We start from the raw sequence: 21,196 nt of genomic DNA on the forward strand, positions 1-21,196 counted from the left end.
CCTTACTTGAAATCATACAGCCTTATTGTGGCTATAACTCCTTACTTGAAATCATACAGCCTTATTGTGGCTATAACTCCTTACTTGAAATCATACAGCCTTATTGTGGCTATAACTCCTTACTTGAAATCATACAGCCTTATTGTGGCTATAACTCCTTACTTGAAATCATGCAGCCTTATCATGGCTATAACTCCTTACTTGAAATCATACAGCCTTATCATGGCTATAACTCCTTACTTGAAATCATACAGCCTTATTGTGGCTATAACTCCTTACTTGAAATCATACAGCCTTATTGTGGCTATAACTCCTTACTTGAAATCATACAGCCTTATTGTGGCTATAACTCCTTACTTGAAATCATGCAGCCTTATCATGGCTATAACTCCTTACTTGAAATCATACAGCCTTATCATGGCTATAACTCCTTACTTGAAATCATACAGCCTTATTGTGGCTATAACTCCTTACTTGAAATCATGCAGCCTTATCATGGCTATAACTCCTTACTTGAAATCATACAGCCTTATCATGGCTATAACTCCTTACTTGAAATCATACAGCCTTATTGTGGCTATAACTCTTTACTTGAAATCATGCAGCCTTATTGTGGCTATAACTCTTTATTTGAAATTACATAGCCTTATTGTGGCTGCAACTCCTTATCTTTAATTAGACATAGCTCTATTGTGGCAACAATTTAGTAATTTATGAAACGTTATAGCTATATGATGGCTACAACTCTTAAAAAATGAAACGAGCATGCCCTGATCATTATCCTTCTAAAAAAAATTTTATTCTATATGATTTTATGATAAACGTTGATATAAAGCCATTTCATAAAATATGATTGAAAACTCGATTAAACCATTATAGCTATATGATGGCTACAACTATCATCATAAAAACTCACGCAAATCCTTATATACCAAGGGTTACAGCGGTTTTTTATATAATTTAAGTTGTTTTGAAAACATGAAACGCTATAGCTATATGACGGCAGGAAATATGAAATGAAATGAAACGTTTATAGCGGTATGATGGCTACAACTTTTCAAGTAAAAGCAAAGCTACACCCCTATATAACAACGTTTATGTGGTATTTACAAAATATTATTATTCAACCAAAACATGAAACGTTATAGCTATATGATGGCTACAACTGTAAAACGAAATCAGCGAAAAACCCTATTAAATCAATGCTTAATAAAGATTTACCACAATTTATACCACGTTTCATATTTACTAAACTTCATAGACCTATGGTGGCAACAAACTTTTTTTCATGAAACGTCAAACCCCTTGTCGCACAAGGGATTGAGGCACGTTTCATTTTTTTGTTTTTCCTCTTAAAGGGACAAATTTCACCAGCATTCGATTTGATATAATCAAAAATGTAATTCTATACCTAATTGTGGGGAAAACTGCAACTTAAAATAAAAGGAGGTGAAAAAGATGGCAAAACCTTTCGTTATAAAGAACAAACGTAGTTTGAATGGTGAAACAACAACACCGGTAATTGTAACAATTAAATCATGGCAAAAGTTAGTAGAAGCTTTGGAAGGTAAGTATTACAGTTTTAAAGATACTTATTTAGAAGACATTGTGAAGTCAATGTCCTATGAAGAACGAATTGCAGATGAAGAGGGGTTTGTTGAACAAGCAAAGCCATCTTTTTCACTGAAAATGAAAAAAGTTTTAGATAAAGTAAGTGTATTTGATAAAAATGAGGGCAGAAAACATAAGCTATATGGTATTACAAATGCTGATTTAGAAGTATTTCTATTTCTTCATAAAAAATGTAATACATATGGTGAGCTTTCGCATGTATCGATCCACATGCTTTGGGAAGATTATAAAAATTATAAAGAAGCATTTGCACATATTCACCACTCACAATTTTATGTGGCTTTGAAGAAGTTAAGTTTCCATAACATCATTACAATTGAAAATGAGTACAGTGGTAAATATAAGATTGCCTTAACTGATTTCATGAATAAGGAAACAAATAAAGCAAATGCATATACATTTATCAGCCCGATAGTATTTACCAAAGAATTCTTTGAGTTATCCATTGCAGCTAAGAAACTATTCATGGATGTAGCAATGCAGCAGAAACGCGAAACTACCCTGAAACGTTCTTTATTCAAAGTTGATGAACAAGGAAACTCAACACACTTTGGTGGTATGTATCGTTACTTACATAAGAAATACCCACATCAGATTCGTGCTGTACTTGAGGAATTAGAAACAAAACTTTCTGCTACTGGATCTTCTTTATTTAAAATTTGCAAGTTAGAAAAAGGGAAGAAGAATAAAAAGCAATATACAACATTGCATTTATCTGTACATCCTGATTTCTTATGCGCGAAAGAAGAAGGAGCAGAATACCGTGATCCATTTACACCACGAGATACATATAAGCGTAAAGCTAAATTCATTGAAAACTTGTTAGTTGAAATGAATATTGCTGAATTTGCAAAGGATATGAACCAATTTATTAACGTTTTAAAACACTCTTGTCACCGTCAAATTCGCCAAGTAGTTCGTGGCTTACGAGAAATGATTGATCGACAAGAAGGATATCCGAAAAAGCTTGTTTATACGCTAAGTAAATTATTAAAGCAATCTTCTCAATATCGTGTATTAGACACAGCTGCTAAAACTGGAATTTATCCTTTAATTACACACAATATACCTAAACATGATCAAGAAGAGGCCATTTTTAAATTTGGTACTCATTTTGCTATATACTCTTTACGAAATGTTCAAAAGCTATTCCGTAAAGCGCATGACCTGCTTCATGCGAAATATGCTGTACCTGTAACTATAGATGCTTACCATCGTAATTACATGCAGTATCAAGAGGAATCACTATTTAGAAAATATGCTTATGAGCAAGGAGTAAATATTAACGCATATACAGCATTAGAAATTGAAATTCGCGAACTATTAAAATCTAGTGGGCATAAAGGAAATCAAATCCCTAGCGATATTCGTGAACTGTTCATTGAAAAAATTGATAAATTGCCGAAGGAAAAGATTCGTGTAATTGAGGTCGCTGAAGACTTTGATTTAATTCAGTTTCTACAGTCCTTAGAAGCATATTACCGTTCAACTAGTGAAGTACCGCATACGGTCGATCAGCTGCTTCCAGCAATGTAAAGATACAGCTCTCTATTTTTGAAAAAAACAAAAGTAGAGGGCTATTCGTGTTGGAGATAACGTGTAGAGTGTATTACTTCAAACAAAACAGAGAGAAAGTTTTCAATTTAAATGATCACGACTCTCTATTTTTTATGCAATTACATACATTGCACGTGAAACAAAATGAGATATTCACAATTTCCGAGTTGAAGAATCTGAATTTTTAATTTTTTACGCCATTTCATCTACAAAAAAGCATAAATATTTTTTATTATTCTGTTGATTTCTTAATAATTTTGACCTGATGTGTATAATAGAAAGCTTTAAGTACTGTTCTTATCATGTTCTACCTCTAAATCTACTTAAAATCAGAAAAAATTCTGTTAGTTATGTTTAAAAAGTGGATTCTGTTCCTAACTATGATCAATTTGTTAATAAATTGTGTGTAGTTTTTAAGAAATGTGGAAAGTTTGTTTGTAAGTCAGCGAAATTTGCATTTATTATTTATTCATTCACTCGCATCAAATTAACGATGATTATATGTAGTTTTTATATACCTACTTTACGATATTTTGTAGTTTTTAATCATCATCCAGCTCATTAAGTACGTTCCCAGTATTTACTTTTTATGATTTTTTGCGGCTAGAGTAATTATGAACCCTTAACACAGCAATGTTTTAACACTATTTTCCCTCTGTATAAAAGTATTATCTTTTTTCTTTATATATATTAAAGATATATATTATATTAGGTTTTAATATTGTTTAATGCTTACTATAGAGAATAGGTCCTGTGTAAAACCAATTTCATTTCTTAATGGAATTGGTTTTTTTATGTACTGTAATAAACATTTTATTTAGTATTAATCATTCCTAAAAAACTTTGATATAAAATATATTTTTTTTTTTATATTCTCTTAGATTTCCGAAAAAAGTAAATCATACTTAAAGTAGATAGTTGATTAATGGAAATTACAATAAAATTTGTAATTTCCTAACCATTTAATAAGAGAGGTGAAGACATGGTAAAAAAGAAATCCCAGAAAAACTCCGAAAAAAAGAAATTTACATTTTTTAAAAAAGCAAAGAATAAAACAACTGAAATATTAGATATGCAACAAGAAAATTCAGAAGCGCTTAAAGAAAAGAAGAAACGTAAAACAAGGGAGAAAGTTCCAGCTATTACAGGGAAAAAAGTAGGTAAGATTACATTTTGGTGTGTGATGGGATTCGTGTTTGCAGGAAGCTCCCTTTCATTTATCCAACTTGCCGGTCCTCCTAGAGCAGTAGCTGTTCAAGAAAAGAAGGAGGAACCCGTAAAAATTAAAATGTCAGAAGCAGAATTAATTGCATATGCTAATAGTTTTGCCGCTGATTATTTTAACTGGAAGGTTGATATGAATGTAGCTGAAGCGCGGAAAAAACGATTAGAGAAGTATCTAGTCGAAGGATCCGATGAGCAAGGTGGATTAAATAGAGATACTTTAAAAAACGCTTCTAGTACCTTAGTTAAGTCGGAAGCAGTAGAAGTCCGTCAAAAAGGTAATGAAGCAGAAGTTACATTGAAAATAATTCAGAAGCTGGAACCTGTTAACAATCCTGCTCCTGGAACGACTCAAGCCCCAGATACACCAAAAGAACCTAAAGAAGTTACAAGGTACTTCTCTATTCCAATTTTAATGGAGAAAGGGAAGATGGTAGTTCCTAATAATCCTACAATCGTCCATGGAGAGAAAGCAAAGGCTACTTACAAAGTAGCCACATTCAAACCAGAAGGACGAGAGATTAATAACGATGCAGAAGTGAAAAAAGTAGAACAATTTTTACAATCTGTTTTTAAAGTATACACAGAAGGAACACCAGAAGAAATTGCTTATTACTTTGAAAAGAGTAATATATCAAACGGACTTAAAGGCATTATGACATTTAGCAAATTAGAAAACTTGCGTATTTATGAAGATAAAGATAAAGGTTACAAAGTCTTAGTTGATGCAAAATTGAAAGACAATGATAGCAGTTTAGAGTACACATACACATATGACTTAAATTTAGTAAATAAAGATAACAAGTTTTCAATTAGCTCTATGAAAAAATTTGAAAATACGTTAGAGAAAGTGGAGGGTAAATAATTATGGAGCTTTTGGGATTAGATATGTTAGCTCACCAATTACCTGCTATTACAGACGCAGCTGTAATAGGTAATATTAATTTTGGAGTAAATATTAAAAACTGGTTAGTAGCTCAATTAGGTCCAATCTTTTTAGTTGTAGCACTTATTGGAGTAATCATCTTTGCAGTTAAACGACAAATGGCTGGTTTACTTGGTTGGATAATTGTTTGTGCACTATTATCAGTTTTTGTATTCTCACCAGACGTTTTCAAAGATCTTGGTACAAAATTATATAATTTAGTATTCAAGTGATAAATTAAAAATCTCTGAAAATATTAAAGGGGTTGGTAGAAATGACTCAAAAGCCGACTCGTAAAGAAGTTAGGACATACAACTCGATATGGGATATTCCTAAGAGTTTATACGGGATAAGGGACTTAACCCTCCCTTTCCCAGTTCCTTATAGACAGTTGGGCTTCTTTGTTGGATCTTTACTTTTAATTTTAATTCTAGATCAGTTTTTACCTTTAGGAAATAATGTGTTTTTAAAATATCTAATATTACCAGGTGGAATAGCATATTTCTTTGGCAATGTAGAATTGGATGGAAAAAGCCCACATAAATTTTTATTTCGATTTTTCGTGTTTATGTTCGAAAGTAAGAAGATTAGCCGCTATAAAGATACAACAGGTAATATTGGAAACTATCAATATAAAACTTTAATACGATTCAAGGATGATTCAAACAACAATAAGTAATTAATTAATCTATACGGAAGAGCTATTTTAGGCTCATATTCTTCTCTAAGGAGGTAAAAATGAATCAGGTTGAATTTCCAGTCAAATACTTTCACGATAATTTGATTTTTAACCAAGATGGTTCTTGCTGGGCGTATTATGAGGCATACGGAATACCATACGAATTCCGAGGAGATGATGATAAAAATACCTTATTCATGCGTCAACTTGGCTTGTTTTGGAATTTTGATGAAGAAAAGCACCTCTTAATGATTCCTGTTTATCAGAACTTCCAAGAAAAAGCAGATGAATTCAAAGAAACAGTAAGCGGAGAATTAAAAGAACTTGCAATTGATCATACAGATGATGTCGTACATGAGTTAGAACGAAAATTTGGTAAAAATGCAGTAGAGTACCGATATTTTATTGGCGTGAAATTAAAGGTAAGACACATACAAGAAGGGCTTAAAGAAATGTTGTATACAGCATTTCACACCTTTAAAAATACTGCAGAACAGTTTGGGTTACTTGGTGATACCAAAATACTAAAAACTGATTTGGAGATGTTTAAAAGAGAAGCTAGCGCTTTTAAAAATAAGATAAGAAAACATTTGGCTGTAAGGGCTCTAGAAACTAATGAAGCGCAATGGATTATATTAAGAAACTTCTATCGCACATTAGAGGCGCCAGTAACTGCTGGATGGACACCTCCCGTACAAAATGACGACTCTGCAATAATACCAAATCAAGAAAGCTTATTACGATTATCCGAAGCAGAATTTGATGTTAAAGGAAGACATATTGAAATGTCTCAGATTGGTACCGACGGATTAGAATATCCAGCATATATGAGTTTTTTATCGGCATCAAAGATTCCATATACAATGGAATTTCCAGACCAAGAGTGGATGTATATGATTCAAAATATAGATTTCCCTATTGAATTAAGTGTCCGTACAGAAAACATAAATCATCGTAAAGCACTATCTAAACTAAATAAGAAGAAAAAGGATTTAGAAGATCAAGAAATGCATGCAAGGGAAAATGCACAAACTGTTGGATTAAACGTGTATGAAGGTGTTCAGGAAGCTACTGAGCTACAAGCCCTCATACAAAAGACACGTATGCCGTTAGTAAAAACATCAGTATCTTTCTGTATATGTGCCGAAGATTTGGATACAATGCGTCGGAATACAAATTCACTCATTTCTATTTATAGAGAGATGATGATTGAACTAGTAAGACCATATGGAGATCAGTTCCTCCTGTTTAATGAACATATTCCTGGTGCTAGAAGATATGTAAATGATTATATACACTTTATGGAACCTGGAGTACTTGCGGCTGGTATGTTTGGAGCAACACAAGATTTAGGGGATAATATCGGATTCTATATTGGAACAACTGGTATTTTAAACAAAGCAGTTTATATGACACCTTCTCTTGCAGCAACAAATACCGTTGCAAATCAAAAAACAAGCGCACTTTCAGTTGCAGTAACAGGAAGTACTGGATCGGGTAAATCATTTGGAACGAACCTAATTGTTTATCTTGCAGTACTTGGAGGAGCTCAAACACTGATAGTCGATCCAAAAGGTGAGAGGGGAAACTGGACAGAAGATTTACACGGTTTAGAAGGTAAAGTAAACGTTATTACACTAGGGACTGATAGACGAGATGAAGGGAAACTAGACCCATTTATCATTCATAAACATAGTCGAAAAGATGCAATTGAGTTAGCAATGACAATTCTTACTTTTATTACAGGTATTAAACCTGATAACTCGGAAAAGTTCCCACGCTTGGCTTCAGCTGTAGAATTTGTTGCAGGAATGGAAGAACCATGCTTAACAGCTGTATCTCAATATCTTGAAGATAGCGAGGATAAAGTCGATCAACAATTATCTGCTCATATTCAAGCATTTGAGAATTTATCATTTGCACACTTAATCTTTGGTGATGGAACAAATAGAGATATTGAACTTGATACCGCGGTAAATATCATACAAATTCAGCATCTTGACATGCCAGATATCGGTAAAGACCCAAAAGATTATACATTGCAAGAGAATTTATCCGTTAGTATGCTGATGTCTCTATCTTCTTTTGCAAGAAAATTCTTTCAAAAAGACCCTACTAAATTCAAAATTGTTTTACTGGACGAAGCATGGGCAATCATGGGGACTTCTCAAGGTCGAGAATTGGCTCGTAAGCTAGTTCGTGAAGGGCGTGCCTTAAACTCTGCAGTATACTTTGCTACTCAAAGTGCGAGTGACCTTGGAGATGAGACATTTAAAAATAATATCGGTATGAAGTTCTCTTTCCGTAATACAGACAGTAAAGAAATCTCTTCAATCCTAGACTTCTTTGGATTACCTGATAACGAAGAGAATCATGCAATTATTACAAACCTAGAAACAGGACAATGTTTATTCCAGGATATCCAGGGAAGAACAGGCGTTGTCACAATGGATGTAGTGTTCAAGGATCTATACGATGCATTTGATACAAGACCAAATGCAAGAAAGAATTATAGAAAGTCAAATGATGATGAAAAGCAGGAAGTTAATGCAACCTTTGTCGAAGGAGGGGAAGAAAAAATAAATGTAGGAGTGAGTTAATATGTTAAAAACTAAATTTAAAAAAATTATGCTAACAAGTCTATGTGTAGGTACTCTTATCCTGAGTGCAGCATGTGGTAATAGTGAAAAAAATGTTGGAGAAGAAAAGGATAAACAAGGGCACACTCCAAGGGAAGTTATGCTTGATTTTGTAAAAGCTGATTTACAGCGTGATCATAAAACAATACTTAAGCTTGTAGTGGATGGGGATAAAGATACTATATTGGACCGAAATCAAGGACCTAAAAATAATTTATCTTACAAAGATTATAAAGTAAAAGAGTATGTGGTAGATAAGGATACAATTATGTATAACTTTAGCTCGAAAAAACCCCCTAAAAACATCGATAAAGAAGTGAAGTGGATAAGGGTAGTTCGAACAGGTGAAGGTTTTAAAGTACGTAGTTATGCTGCTCCTTATCGAAACGAAATTGATGAAGTGGCAGATACTAAACCAACAAGTGAGTTTAGTTCAAACGATTAGTAGGTTTTCCCATAAAAAGGGGGAGTAACATGTAATGAAAAAGTTTATTACCCTATTCTTGTTAGTTTGTACATTCGTATTAGCATTTAATTTACTATTTAAAGCAGCACCAGTATATGCAGATGAGGAACCCAGACCATCTCTTTTAGATGATATTATCCCTAAAAACAAAGAAAAATTAAAATTCGAAGAACACCCTCCAAGTAGTTATGGGATTGATATTTACACACCAGAAGGTGGATTTGGTGAATCTCTTAAATTTTGGAGATGGGGAGATAAAGTAAAAGAACAAATGGTCGCTGTATTATTTAGCCTCATTAGTATTGGATGGACTCTTAATCTTGCAGTTAGTACTTTTGTAACAAGTATGGTTGGGCAATCTATGAGTCTTAATATAGTGGCCGATGTTGGGGATAAATTAGGAGATGTTATTTCAAAAGCGGCAGGATTTAATGGTTCTTGGGGTACTGGTATCTATAGTGAACTAATAGGCCTTATGTTAGCTTTCCTAGCTTGCTGGGTTATATGGGTTGGATTTGTAGAGCGACGTCAATCAGAAATGTTAGGCGGCTTATTGAAAACTTTAGGTATTCTAGTTTTTACATTGGGTTTCTTTGCAAACTCAAGCTATATCATTAAAGGTCTGAACAATTTTTCCGAACAAACAAATAAGACAGTTCTTGATGCTACTCAAAGTATTGCGGGAACTAAAGAAGGTTATTCAAGTGGTGTAGATTCCATTACGGATTTAACACATACTCTATTAATTAAACAACCTTATACATTATTACAATTTGGTACAACAGATATGAAGAAAATTGGTGATGAAAGAATTAAAAAGATGCTAACAACTACTAATACTGATGAGAGACAAAAGCTTCTAGAACATGAAGTGAAAGATGAAAATAATAAAATTCTAGAATTAGACGCTACCTTTGAACGTGGTGCATTAGTACTATTACTTTTTGTAATTAATGGACCATTATGGGTAGTTTTATGCTTATGTAGTATGGCGATGCTATTCTATCAACTGATGTTCATCATTGTGGCTTTAATGTCACCAGTAATGTTATTGATGGCTTTAGTACCAGCGTGGACTGGGACAGCGAAGAAATTCTTGGCTGAACTGTTTAGAACATTACTTATGAAAGTTGCGATTGGTTTTCTATTAACTTTAATGTTTTGGGTTTCTTCAATCTTATATAGTGCAACTGATAAGTATGGTTATTTAGTAGTTGCCGCATTACAGGTACTTTCGTTCTTAGGAGTATGGTTATATCGTAAAACAATTTTTGATGCAATTACTACAGTACCAGCAAGTGCAGGAGCAGCACGTGCATCAGATGCTATGAGTAATATTAGAGATAAATATCGAGATGTTAAACGAGGATCTAAGGCTGTTGGAAGAAGTGTGGCAGTAGCTGGTACAGGTGTTGCAATGGCTGGAAAAATGGGCAAATCAGGTTATAGTAAGTTTAAACAGTTGAAAGAAAATTATGCAGATAGAAAAGAAAAAGTAGCAGAAGGTAAGCGTAAGGGAAAAGAGCAAATGCAAGCAGAAAAAGAAAAGAATATTAATCAAATGAAAAATGAAGAAAACTTAGGTGTCCGTGATAGAAAAGGAAACCAGGAGCAAGAAAGGGTTAAGGAAGAAGTAGCCGCTACTAAAGAAAATCCGGAATTAGCAGTACGAGGGAAACATCAAGATAATAACTCAGAAATACAACAAGCAGAATTAAAAGATAAAGAAGAGGATGTAAAGGCGGATATTAAACCAGTAGCACAATCAAATGAGGAACTAAGTAATAAAGAAGAAGATGTAAAAGCTCAAAATAGACCAGTTGCAAATCAAAATAATGGTGGTCTTGAGAATAAGCAAGAAGATGTGAAGGCGGAAGCAAAACCAGTAGCCGGAATTAAAACACCAACGGGTCAAGCAAGATCAACTGAGAGCAAGCCAATTACAACACCACAATCAGGAACAACACCATTACAATCGAGTCCGAGTGAGAGCAAGCCAATTACAACACCACAATCAGGAACAACACCATTACAATCGAATCCGAGTGAGAGCAAGCCAATTACAACACCACAATCAGGAACAACACCATTACAATCGAATCCGAGTGAGAGCAAGCCAATTACAACACCACAATCAGGAACAACACCATTACAATCGAATCCGAGTGAGAGCAAGCCAATTACAACACCACAATCAGGAACAACACCATTACAATCGAATCCGAGTGAGAGTAAGCCAATTACAGCACCACAATCAGGAACAACACCATTACAATTGAATCCGATGGAGAGTAAACCAATTACAGCACCACAATCGGGGACAACGCCATTACAATCAAACCCGATGGAGAGCAAACCAGTCACTACTTCCCATGTGAGTACACCACAAAAACAAGTAGAGGTAAAACCAGTTAATCAACAACAAAATAAAAATGTTCCTAAAGTGAATAATCAACAACATGTAAAAGAAGGTGCAGATATAAAGAAAGTTAATGCGAAAGCACAAACACAACAAGAAGCTTTAAAAAATGTAAAAGCAAAAGAAACAATAAAACCAAAATAATTCAGCTCGTGAAGGAGGGTTTATACATTGGGTGCGGAACCAAATCGCGACTTTGAACATGAACATCATCCTGAAGCTGAACTGGAGAATGTTAAGCCTGCCTTGAAAAAGGCAGGCCATTCTTTAGGGAAGGCGGCTGGGAAAGGGTCAAAAATAGCGGGTAAAGCAGTTGCACAAGTAGGTAAGAAAGTAGCAGTCAAAGTAGCCCAAAAGGCAGCTACAGTTGCTGTTGCAAAACCAATATTAATAGCGGCCGGTGTTATTATGGCTGCTGTTTTAGGTTTAGGTGTAGTGATATTTTTACTAACGTCCACAATGAGTGAAGATGAGGTCAGTCCTGGAGGAATTGGTGGTCCTTTTGCACCAGGTACTGCAAGTGTTAGCCCAGAAGTAATGAGATGGGAGCCGTTGGTAAGGAAATATGCAGCACAGCATGGCATTGAAGCAATGACTCCTTTAATTCTTGCTCTTATCCAACAAGAAAGTTCTGGAACACAATTGGATGTTATGCAAAGTTCAGAATCACAAGGGTATCCTCCAGGGTATTTTACTGATCCAGAGGAAAGTATAAAATATGGTTTAATGCATTTTGCTGATTGTCATAAAAAATCTAATGGTGATCAAAATATTACATTACAATGTTATAACTACGGGACCGGCTACGCTAACTATGCAGTTTCGAAAGGTGGATATTCACACGAGAATGCAAGGACATTTTCTGCAGAGCAATCAGCTAAAAATGGTTATAGATGTGCATCATGGCGAAGTGCGGAAGCAGTATCTAATAATTGGTGCTATGGTGATCCAGATTATGTTCCGCATGTTATGAAATATTATCAACCTGGTCAAAGTCCCGAAGGTTCTGGTGGAATTGCCGGTGGTAGCGTTTTAGGTGATGATGTATTCCAAGCAATTATGGCAGAAGCACTAAAGTATCAAGGATGGCCATATGTTTTCGGAGGACGAACCCCAAATACATCATTTGATTGTAGTGGAATAGTTGAATATACGTATTCAAGGGTTGGTATTAATTTATTTGGTACTGCACAAACCCAATGGGATAAAACTCAACGTGTAACGGATCCAAAGCCAGGAGACCTAGTTTTTTTCCATAGCACATATGCCACAAGCAACTATATTACACACGTTGGAATTTATGTTGGGAATAATACAATGTATCATGCTGGGGATCCAATTGGATATGCCGATTTAAGTAAAGCATATTTTCAACAGCATTTTGCGGGTTATGGTCGTGTAGTTAGATAGTAATGCAAATAAAGCTTAGCAAATCATGAAACTGCGAAAAGGAGGTAGATGATGAAGAAAATCACTATTATACTAGCAATCTTATTAATAGGCAGCGTAGGATTTTTAATGAAATACCAATCTGAAAATGAAAAACTTAAAAATGATAAGATAAAATTAACGGGAAAAGTGGAAAAGGTAGAGGCACAATACAACGATACCAAAAAGGAGTTGTCAGCTTTAAAGAGTAATAATCAACAACAAGTAAAAGAAGCTGCAGAGCGATTCCTTAAAGCTTTCCGTACGTATGATACCGGTAAAGGTGAGTCGTATCTCGCTAATATCGAAGCTTATATAACACCTAATGCTAAGAAAGAATTAACTCCACCAGGTGGACCAACACAATCTGCTCCAGGAACTGTAGATGAAAAAGAAAAGAAAAAAGTCTCCTTTCAGTCTGAATACACAGGTGGCGAGTTGTACTATGCGTTCTTAGACACTACTAAAGCTAATATATTAGCGAAGGTGAAAAGTAAAATTACAGTTAATGGTGTTTCATCCGATAATATGTCATTAATGCAAATAAATCTTATCTATGATGGAAATAAGAATTTATGGCTTGTTGACAAGGTCATACCTTTAGCAGATTTAAAAGATCGTATGCCTTAGGATTTGTACACACTTAACATGTAGAGTACTAGAAAAAGTGCCTCTTTTCATTTTTAATGAGAGGGGCCTTTTTGGACTTTTGTAAACTTAAAATAGGGTCGTGAAGTGATTACTAATGTATGGGTGTTTTATCTCTTCAATTATGTAGATAATACCTGATAGGCTGTTCTGAAAATTATTAATTAATAATTAAAACTATGATAAAATTTACATATATAGGAAAGGTGGTCTAGGGAATGGAGAAAACAGAGAAAATTTTGAGTAGTCCAGTTACATCTTTTATATATTTAATAATTATTTTTGGATTTGTGATTAATTGGGGGGATTTATCAAAATCAGATTATGTATTAATGGGAACAACTATATTTTATGTATTGGCGACACTGTTATGTCTGCTTTCGGAAGTAATAAAAAAACAAGTATCAAAGTGGTGATTAATAATGTATGAATTAGAAACTAGGGAAGATGTTAAACAATTTGTGGATGGATATATTTTAACGGCTGCGGAAGTAATGGAATTACTCAATATAGCTCGTGCTAGATTAAATCAACTTGTGAAAACTGAAAGACTGATTCCGTTAAAACAAGTAAACAAAGTTAATTTGTTTTGGAAACCAGATGTAGAAAAATTAGGTGAAGAATTGACTGTGTTAAGAAAGAAATATTATCGTGAATAGACACGCTGAAGAGATATGGATTTGGTGTTAAGAGATAATAAAGTTGTTTAAAAAATAATAAAATCCTTTGAAAAATAATAAAGTTCTTTAATTCTTATAGAACTAACCATGCAGGTTAGCTCTATAAAAAAATTTCAATTTATTACAAAGTGTAGAAAAGCATAATTTTTCAAAGGCAAAGCAAGAATGGTAGTAGGTTCTGAATGTATCAAGAAGTTTACAGAAGAATTTACAGAAACTTTCTATGATACAAAAGGAAACGTAGTTACAGAGAAACGTCTAACAGAAGATAAGAATGATTATTTAAAACGATTCTTAAACCGTGAATTAGATGAGAAAATTGTACCAAAGAATAATAACTTCTATAATAGTATTGTAAAACAAATAAAGGAAGATGGTAAACTATCTCCTTTACAGATTAGTTATTTAAAAGGTTTCTACAATACATTAAATGAAACAGGTCAGCAAGCCTTTAAAATGGTAGGCAAAGTAAACTTGAAAACAAATAAACAAAAACAGCAAATGAAAGAGTTTAACTGGCATGAACTACAATTTGTAGGGCAATTTATGAGTTCACAACAAAGAGAACGCTATAATATCATATTAAAATAAGAGAGGGGTAGAACATGCCATTCCATATAGGTAGTGCAAGAGCAGGTTTTACTAGAGTATGTGGTCTAGGAGAAGATTTAGGGGTAGACGTAACATATAAGTATATGGGACACAGAGAAAACAATAAAGACGTGATGCAACGGCATGAAGCATATGTTGAGGATATTCATGTAGAAGCTATAACGAAATACGGTAAAGCATACTGGAATACGATTGACAGTGAACTAGAGTATGCAGAAAAGAGAAGAGAACTAGGGTATACAGAAAAGGAAGAAACTCTTAGGGATGTATTACTTAGAGCAGATAGATGTTTGAGAGACTATGGTTACGCTATAAAATAAACCATGCAAGGGGTATTTGTATGTTAGAGGTAAAACATGTAAGAGTAGGGAATGGGAAGACATCTTACTTTGTCCTAAACAAAGAAGGAGATATAATATTAAGTACAGAGAAAGAGTTTGTACTGGATACATGGTGTAACCATTTAGGTATAGTAAAACCACAAGAAACAAAAGTAGCAACTATAGATGGGGTTACAATAACTACTTATAAAATGGATAGAGTCATTAAACACAAAGAATTCCTAGACAAGAAAGAAGTTCCGAAAGAAGTATTACCATGCATTATTCCAGTACAAATGAAAGACTGTGAAGAATACATGGAAGTTATTGCTTATGTTCACATAGACGATAAAGCCACCACAATTTATACACCTAGTGAAACTTCAGATTTATTTGTAGAGTTGTATGCAGAAGATATAGAGGAGTCTAGTAAAGAACTACCGTTTTTAAACTATAACTTATAAAGGGGAGTTTCAGATGGGTAAATTCGTAAAAGACCAAAAGGTAGTTGCACTTACATTAGTAGGGTTAGCACCATGTACAGTAGTGAGAGTTGGTTGGTTCTTTATTATGGTAGAGGACGAGGAAGACAAACACCTGTATTCTGTCACAAAGAAGAAGTTAACACCTATAGAGGAAGAAGCACACTATTTAGTAGAAGAAAGTATTGATGAAGAAGGGATATTTGATATTGGTAGACTGTTTGCTAAGATTGAAGCAGAAGACATGGAAGTTGCAAAGAAATCGTTTGAAGAGAATGAAGACTTCAAGAAATACGAAGATTTCCATAATCCATCAGAAGGGAAACTATATGGTGGAGAGTACTATGTTACAATCAAAACAGGTAGGGAGTTATTAGAACAATATTTCAATCGACAAGGGCTAGAGCGTAATGGTACAAATTAAATTAGATGTGAAAACAGTTAAAGGTCAAGAACTTAAATTAGGTGATGTGTTAAGTGCTGATGGGTTATTAGACACGGTTGTAGTAATCGACAAAGAAGGTAAGTTACACGCTCAAGTAAAGAGTGAACCATCAATTGCATTCGAGTTAGAAGGTTTTATCATTGTAGAGTGAAAATGACCTAATTTTGATATTTACGGACATATTTCAAGTGGGAAAATATGTTAAACTCATCCTATCAATAATTACAATGGGATTATCTGCTTACATTTGCTTGAACAAAAAGATGAAATGAGGCTTTCGATAAAAGTGAATAATCTTATTTATGTTAGGTATATAGACTAATAAAAAAATTTTATATTTTATTATTGGGAGGACGAAATAATGGATTTGGTAAACAAATTTTTAAACGGCTTGAGAGCAGCATTATCAACAGATGATCTCGAGGCACTAAATAAAGCGTACGGTGCTACAAAAGAGGATATTGATACATTAAGGTCAGAATATCCAAATTGTCCAGAATCACTAATCTCTTTACTTGAAAATATTGATGGTACATATTGGCGGAAATATGGAGAAAACAAAGTTGCGGTATGTATTTTAGGCTCAGATGTTGAAGAGTATCCATATTATTTGCTTTCTACACAGCAGATGCTCGAAAGTTCAAAAGAAGAAGAAGACGTCTCCTATCTTTTAGAATACCAAGATGACGAGGATGCTGTTGATTCTAAGATAAATCCAAAAGGACTTCTCCCTGGCACTTATATTCATTTTTCAGACTGTATGAACAATGGTGGAACATCAAGACTCTATATTGATTTTAACCCTTCTGATGAAGGTGTATGTGGTCAAATAATTCGTTTTTTGCACGACCCTGATGAATATGAAGTGATTGCAAACAGCTTTGATGAGTATTTACAGGATCTTATTGATGGTGATTTTAATTTTCTAGAAGAAGAATCTCAATAATTTGTGAAGAATTACACTTCAACTAATGGGAGCTTTAGTTGAACAAGATTTAAACAAATTTATTATTTATATTTGTCTACAAACTCATTTAAAAGGTTAGAAATTAAACAACTTTAAAGAGCCTTACTACAATATGATTTGTAGCGAGGCTCTTATATTTTTAAATCAGAATTAAATAACATTATTATCACTTTACACATTAATAAAGTAAAAAACTATTTTGTAGAATCTCTATCCAAAATGGTTTTTTACTTTATTCAAAATTTATTTCAAAGTTGCAGGTATTACAGTAAATGATAGTTTATTGACGTCTGGCGATAGCGTCGGCTAATTTAATAAATTCCTCCATTGTAATATTCCCTCTCAACTTATCTTTCATTATTTTTTCCATTTCTTTTGTAACAGTCAATCCCTCAATTGCAAAAGACGCCTTTGCTTCTTCAAAAGCCTTATGTAGTTCTATTTCATTTTTAAACATAATTTGGTAGCCCTCTTTCAATCTATTTTTTCATAAATGAAGATCATGATAGTGATTGAATTGTAATTCTTTAAATGATTGTTATACAACTTGTTAAAACCATTCTGGACATAATAGAAAAAACGAAGGAATTAAGAGAAGAGAAAAGTGAAGAAAGGATAGAAAATAGTAAAATAAAAGCCCTGTGGTTCGCCGCAACCTACCAAGAAGCAAACGAATAACAAGGCGCTAAAGTAAGGGGGAGGGCAACCTCCCTCTTGTTTAAATTATAACACAATTCCCAATCCTAAATACATATGGAACATTAACGTTAATCCTTATAAATAAAGTAAGTGGCAGGTCTAGTATAAAAAACAATTAAAAATTTTAGAAAATATTTCTAAAAAACTTAGTTTCTAAATTAAAAGTAACAATAATTTAAGTAGGAGTATTATTTTTGAATTTTATAAATATTGAACAAGGGAGAGGAGATATTTTTATGGATTCAAAAACTTATGAAAAGCTACAGGCACTACGTAGATATAAAGAGCCAATTCAGGCAGTATTGAGAACGGTTAAAAGACACGATAAAGACAATCCAGATACTGAATATGCTGAATTCGCCCTTGAAAACGGAAAGATTATAGGTATTTGTAAAAAAGAGGACTTCTCTGATTACTCTTTTAGAAGTATTACACAATTCACAGGTAATATTTTTAACGTAGTAATTACTCAAATGCCTGATGAACTGGATGGAAATAAAGTTCAAGTTTCGGTAAAAGAAGCTAGTAGAAGATCTGCAGATGCGTTAATTCGTGAGTTAATAGAATTGGAGCAAAATGAAAGACTTCAAGAGCCTGCTTACGAAGCTGAGGTAACTGGATATAACATGAATGCTCAGGTTCCAACTATATTCTTACGCATTAATGGTGCGGAATGCTTTATGAAATTACACGAACTAAACTATGGAAGAGTGTATAAAAACGCTGTGGATCGCTATGCACCAATTGGTGAACGTATCCCAGTTAAGGTTCTACAATTTAATCCAGAACAACGACTAATCCATGTTTCTAGAAAAGCAGCCGTGGAAAATCCTTATCAGTTATTATCTGAATTAGCTGAGGGTGACACGATTGTGGGAAGGGTTGTAAATGTTGACCCGCGTTTTGGAGTTTTTGTTGAATTAGACCAAGGCTGCACAATTAAAGGAATTGTCCCTAAAACAATGGAACAGCCAGTATTGGATGACGTAGTAAGTATGAGAATTGTAAGTGTGGATGTGGAAAAAGAGAGAGGGTCGGGGGTTATATTTAAGTTTCCTTTTGGACGCAAAAAAGTTAACGACCCAACGGCGTTTTTATATAACTAATGAGTGCGCTGCAGGTTTCCGTACAAGAGAATGGAAAGGCGGTTCAATATTGGCTTAATAGGGACGAATCGTTATCACTTTGGGATGACCCCTCTTTACAGGGGGGACCAATTCTTCCAGATAAATTTAAACCACTCACAGATTTACGTAGTATTTATGACAGAATTAATTCAGGATTTATAAATGAAAAAGACAACTTAATACTAAAACTTATTTGGGATTCATTAGCGATTACCGAAGCTCAAATTAAAAATTTTGTGGAATCTAAAATTAGTAGGTCCCAGGTTTCAGAATCGCTGAAAAAACTGGTACTGTATGGATTTGTTAGTCGATGGGAGATAAAATCGGGGCTGTTTCCGGATCAACCCAAAACCTCTGCTCCAATCACTCTAAATACTGCTGGTCATTTGATGATGTGGGCTTATCATAACCGTAATACAAACTATTCTTTAAAGCCAGAACAGTGGTTAAAACTTGGTGTAGCAGGGATACAAAGATTTGTCACTATGAATCAAATAAAATATGAGTTTGCAATAGGCCAACAGTTATTAAAAAACTGGTGCTGGTATCCAAAGCTAAAAGGTACTGGTAATGGATATAATCCAATTGCTGTTGGAGAAATTAAAACCCCAATCGGGAATCAAAATTTCATATTTGAGAGGGTACAACAAGGCCAACGATATGCGCAACATTTAAAATTGCGATTGAAAATTTGGGAAGACCAAATTGAAAATGGCCCAAATAATTTATTGAATTTCGAGAACACGAAGAGTTTACCAGGTATTTTTATTTTATCCATATCTAATCTTGCTTTAGCAGAACATGTTAGAAAGGAGCTCATGTTAGACTTACGTGAGATTCCGATAATGCTTGTAATAGATGAATGTATTCACAATGAGGGATTCGCAAAATCTTTTTATATCTCAACTCAAAATGGAATTCAGCAAGCACCATTACCATTTTTGAGATAACAAGAGCTGCTTCAGGGAAATATGCTGAAGCAGCTTTTTTTGGTTAAAAGGTAAAGTGACGCTCATCGTAAAAATCGGGTTTAATAAATGTTTTTAATCAAACTAAACTACGCCCTACACTTCATTTCGGTTTTATTATGTTGGTTATGTATGAATTTTAATTAAAATCAAACTATATTCCATTTAGGGAGATTTCGAAGAAGCTAGATAGTATCATTCTAATAAAACATTATGTATAATAAAAAAAATTCTAATTTTATAAACATGGAATAAATTCACTTTTCAAAACCTCTAACATCCTTCTATTGTACCTTTTAAAAAAAAGTTGCATTATTTTATTCCTTTTCGATTAAAGAATTCTTAGTGAGTTTTGATCAAACTTTTTTATAAAAAACTCGTTCTTAATTATAAAAAAAACTCCATTTTGATCAACCCTTTTTTGAAAATGGAATTTTTGTATTTGATGTAAAATAAGTTTGAAGGTAACTGTTTAATCCACCTTAATTCTAAAATTACACTTGTTGATTTTATTTCTTTTTGTTTTAAAGAGTTTTATAATTATCATACTTAAAAAACGTAGGGAAAGTCCCTACGTTTTTCATTTGCTTGTAATTCACTGACATCTTTCATATCGCCTATACGTACTTAACCTTCATGATAGTACTCAATCACATATCCTACATCTTGAGAATAGATCCATGTATCAAAACTTACTGCTGTAACATCGTCAATCACTTGTAGAATTTGATGTAAATTCGTTTTTATGATGGGTAATGACGCTTCATCCCAAATTATATAAACGATAGTAGAGTGTAAACCGTAACGATTATACAAATATGGCTCTATTTCATCGATATGATATATATCAAGGTAAGCGTCAAATATTCCCCACCTACTATTTGTAAATAACCCATGAGATAATCTCCTTACATACTATATGTGGAGGTTTTTTTATGAAAAGGCACCTATTAAAGAAAGAATGGGAAACTTATATTCAAGACTATAAAAACAGTGGATTATCCAAAGGTGTCTGGTGTCAAAAACAGAACCTACCGGTTCATCGGCTATATTACTGGTTGAAAAAATTATCGCCTGAAACTGAAGATCAAAATAAAAATGAGCGTGTGAATTGGATTTCTATGAATGTCCCTGTCATAAAAGAAAACATACATGCCACCATTCGAATTCACATTCAAGAAACAACCATTGAATTGGATGTACCTTTTACTCCACAAGTGCTCCTACAAGTGATGCAGGCGGTGAAACAACAATGATGTCAGAAATCGCAATTGAAAAA

At 33.7% G+C, this 21,196-nt stretch carries 23 protein-coding genes; 21 read left to right on the forward strand and 2 right to left on the reverse strand.

The genetic code is table 11. From position 1 onward, the window contains the following. The 18 genes from CQZ94_RS24895 to CQZ94_RS24980 form a co-directional block, all read left to right on the forward strand. A partial coding sequence (locus tag CQZ94_RS24895; protein ID WP_219845214.1) for a hypothetical protein occupies window positions 1–644 on the forward strand: 644 nt, incomplete at its 5' end. An 814-nt stretch (window positions 645–1,458) separates the two neighbouring features. Then, entirely contained in the window at window positions 1,459–3,168 is a 1,710-nt protein-coding gene (locus CQZ94_RS24900; protein ID WP_105587586.1) for a hypothetical protein, read from the forward strand. Between the two features lie 1,003 nt (window positions 3,169–4,171). Continuing rightward, complete coding sequence (locus CQZ94_RS24905) at window positions 4,172–5,278, forward strand: conjugal transfer protein (protein WP_105587587.1); 1,107 nt, start codon at window positions 4,172–4,174, stop codon at window positions 5,276–5,278. Between the two features lie 2 nt (window positions 5,279–5,280). Further along, the gene (locus CQZ94_RS24910; protein WP_000421388.1) at window positions 5,281–5,571 is read left to right on the forward strand and encodes a hypothetical protein; all 291 of its coding nucleotides are present in this window, start codon (window positions 5,281–5,283) and stop codon (window positions 5,569–5,571) included. A 41-nt stretch (window positions 5,572–5,612) separates the two neighbouring features. Further along, window positions 5,613–6,017, forward strand: coding sequence for a TcpE family conjugal transfer membrane protein (locus CQZ94_RS24915; protein ID WP_002203177.1), 405 nt, complete (start codon window positions 5,613–5,615; stop codon window positions 6,015–6,017). 59 nt (window positions 6,018–6,076) lie between these two features. Further along, window positions 6,077–8,617, forward strand: coding sequence for an ATP-binding protein (locus CQZ94_RS24920; RefSeq protein ID WP_105587589.1), 2,541 nt, complete (start codon window positions 6,077–6,079; stop codon window positions 8,615–8,617). 1 nt (window position 8,618) lies between these two features. Next, window positions 8,619–9,101 (forward strand): hypothetical protein, encoded by a 483-nt coding sequence (locus CQZ94_RS24925; RefSeq protein ID WP_002162132.1) that lies wholly within the window; start codon window positions 8,619–8,621, stop codon window positions 9,099–9,101. A 34-nt stretch (window positions 9,102–9,135) separates the two neighbouring features. Beyond that, window positions 9,136–11,685, forward strand: coding sequence for a CD3337/EF1877 family mobilome membrane protein (locus CQZ94_RS24930; RefSeq protein WP_105587590.1), 2,550 nt, complete (start codon window positions 9,136–9,138; stop codon window positions 11,683–11,685). A gap of 27 nt (window positions 11,686–11,712) precedes the next feature. Next, window positions 11,713–12,951, forward strand: a complete 1,239-nt coding sequence (locus tag CQZ94_RS24935; protein WP_105587592.1) for a bifunctional lytic transglycosylase/C40 family peptidase — start codon at window positions 11,713–11,715, stop codon at window positions 12,949–12,951. A 51-nt stretch (window positions 12,952–13,002) separates the two neighbouring features. Continuing rightward, window positions 13,003–13,599 carry a hypothetical protein gene (locus CQZ94_RS24940; protein WP_105587593.1) on the forward strand — a complete coding sequence of 199 codons (597 nt, stop codon included), beginning with the start codon at window positions 13,003–13,005 and terminating at the stop codon, window positions 13,597–13,599. Between the two features lie 236 nt (window positions 13,600–13,835). Beyond that, a complete protein-coding gene (locus CQZ94_RS24945) occupies window positions 13,836–14,033 on the forward strand; it encodes a hypothetical protein (protein WP_105587595.1) in 198 nt (65 codons plus the stop codon). Between the two features lie 6 nt (window positions 14,034–14,039). Then, the gene (locus tag CQZ94_RS24950) at window positions 14,040–14,276 is read left to right on the forward strand and encodes a DNA-binding protein (RefSeq protein ID WP_105587596.1); all 237 of its coding nucleotides are present in this window, start codon (window positions 14,040–14,042) and stop codon (window positions 14,274–14,276) included. A gap of 186 nt (window positions 14,277–14,462) precedes the next feature. Further along, on the forward strand, window positions 14,463–14,888 hold the full coding sequence (locus CQZ94_RS24955) for a hypothetical protein (protein WP_258166053.1): 426 nt from the start codon (window positions 14,463–14,465) through the stop codon (window positions 14,886–14,888). A gap of 14 nt (window positions 14,889–14,902) precedes the next feature. Then, window positions 14,903–15,229 (forward strand): hypothetical protein, encoded by a 327-nt coding sequence (locus CQZ94_RS24960; protein ID WP_105587598.1) that lies wholly within the window; start codon window positions 14,903–14,905, stop codon window positions 15,227–15,229. 20 nt (window positions 15,230–15,249) lie between these two features. Further along, complete coding sequence (locus tag CQZ94_RS24965) at window positions 15,250–15,693, forward strand: hypothetical protein (RefSeq protein ID WP_105587599.1); 444 nt, start codon at window positions 15,250–15,252, stop codon at window positions 15,691–15,693. A gap of 13 nt (window positions 15,694–15,706) precedes the next feature. Continuing rightward, the gene (locus CQZ94_RS24970; RefSeq protein WP_002162107.1) at window positions 15,707–16,135 is read left to right on the forward strand and encodes a hypothetical protein; all 429 of its coding nucleotides are present in this window, start codon (window positions 15,707–15,709) and stop codon (window positions 16,133–16,135) included. Then, window positions 16,122–16,307, forward strand: a complete 186-nt coding sequence (locus tag CQZ94_RS24975) for a hypothetical protein (RefSeq protein WP_002162106.1) — start codon at window positions 16,122–16,124, stop codon at window positions 16,305–16,307. Before CQZ94_RS24970 ends, CQZ94_RS24975 begins: the two co-directional genes overlap by 14 nt. A gap of 210 nt (window positions 16,308–16,517) precedes the next feature. Continuing rightward, window positions 16,518–17,102, forward strand: coding sequence for an SMI1/KNR4 family protein (locus CQZ94_RS24980; protein WP_105587600.1), 585 nt, complete (start codon window positions 16,518–16,520; stop codon window positions 17,100–17,102). Between the two features lie 301 nt (window positions 17,103–17,403). Here the strand turns inward: CQZ94_RS24980 and CQZ94_RS31360 are convergent, their stop codons facing one another. Further along, window positions 17,404–17,580: an antitoxin VbhA family protein gene (locus CQZ94_RS31360; protein ID WP_181149549.1), complete on the reverse strand. Its 177-nt coding sequence runs from the start codon at window positions 17,578–17,580 to the stop codon at window positions 17,404–17,406. 478 nt (window positions 17,581–18,058) lie between these two features. Here CQZ94_RS31360 and CQZ94_RS24985 point away from each other — a divergent pair, with 478 nt between their 5' ends. Next, window positions 18,059–18,928 (forward strand): RNA-binding protein, encoded by an 870-nt coding sequence (locus CQZ94_RS24985; protein WP_105587608.1) that lies wholly within the window; start codon window positions 18,059–18,061, stop codon window positions 18,926–18,928. Continuing rightward, entirely contained in the window at window positions 18,928–19,899 is a 972-nt protein-coding gene (locus tag CQZ94_RS24990; protein WP_105587602.1) for a hypothetical protein, read from the forward strand. Before CQZ94_RS24985 ends, CQZ94_RS24990 begins: the two co-directional genes overlap by 1 nt. Window positions 19,900–20,544: 645 nt before the next feature. Here CQZ94_RS24990 and CQZ94_RS24995 read toward each other — a convergent pair. Then, window positions 20,545–20,784 carry a CDI toxin immunity protein gene (locus CQZ94_RS24995; protein WP_483861176.1) on the reverse strand — a complete coding sequence of 80 codons (240 nt, stop codon included), beginning with the start codon at window positions 20,782–20,784 and terminating at the stop codon, window positions 20,545–20,547. Between the two features lie 68 nt (window positions 20,785–20,852). On the opposite strand from CQZ94_RS24995, the gene tnpA reads away from it, so the two are divergent. Beyond that, window positions 20,853–21,173 carry an IS66 family insertion sequence element accessory protein TnpA gene (gene tnpA, locus CQZ94_RS25000; RefSeq protein ID WP_105587603.1) on the forward strand — a complete coding sequence of 107 codons (321 nt, stop codon included), beginning with the start codon at window positions 20,853–20,855 and terminating at the stop codon, window positions 21,171–21,173. Window positions 21,174–21,196 lie beyond the last annotated feature (23 nt).

It is taken from the genome of Bacillus sp. MYb209 (genome assembly GCF_002975175.1).
Taxonomy (GTDB): domain Bacteria; phylum Bacillota; class Bacilli; order Bacillales; family Bacillaceae_G; genus Bacillus_A.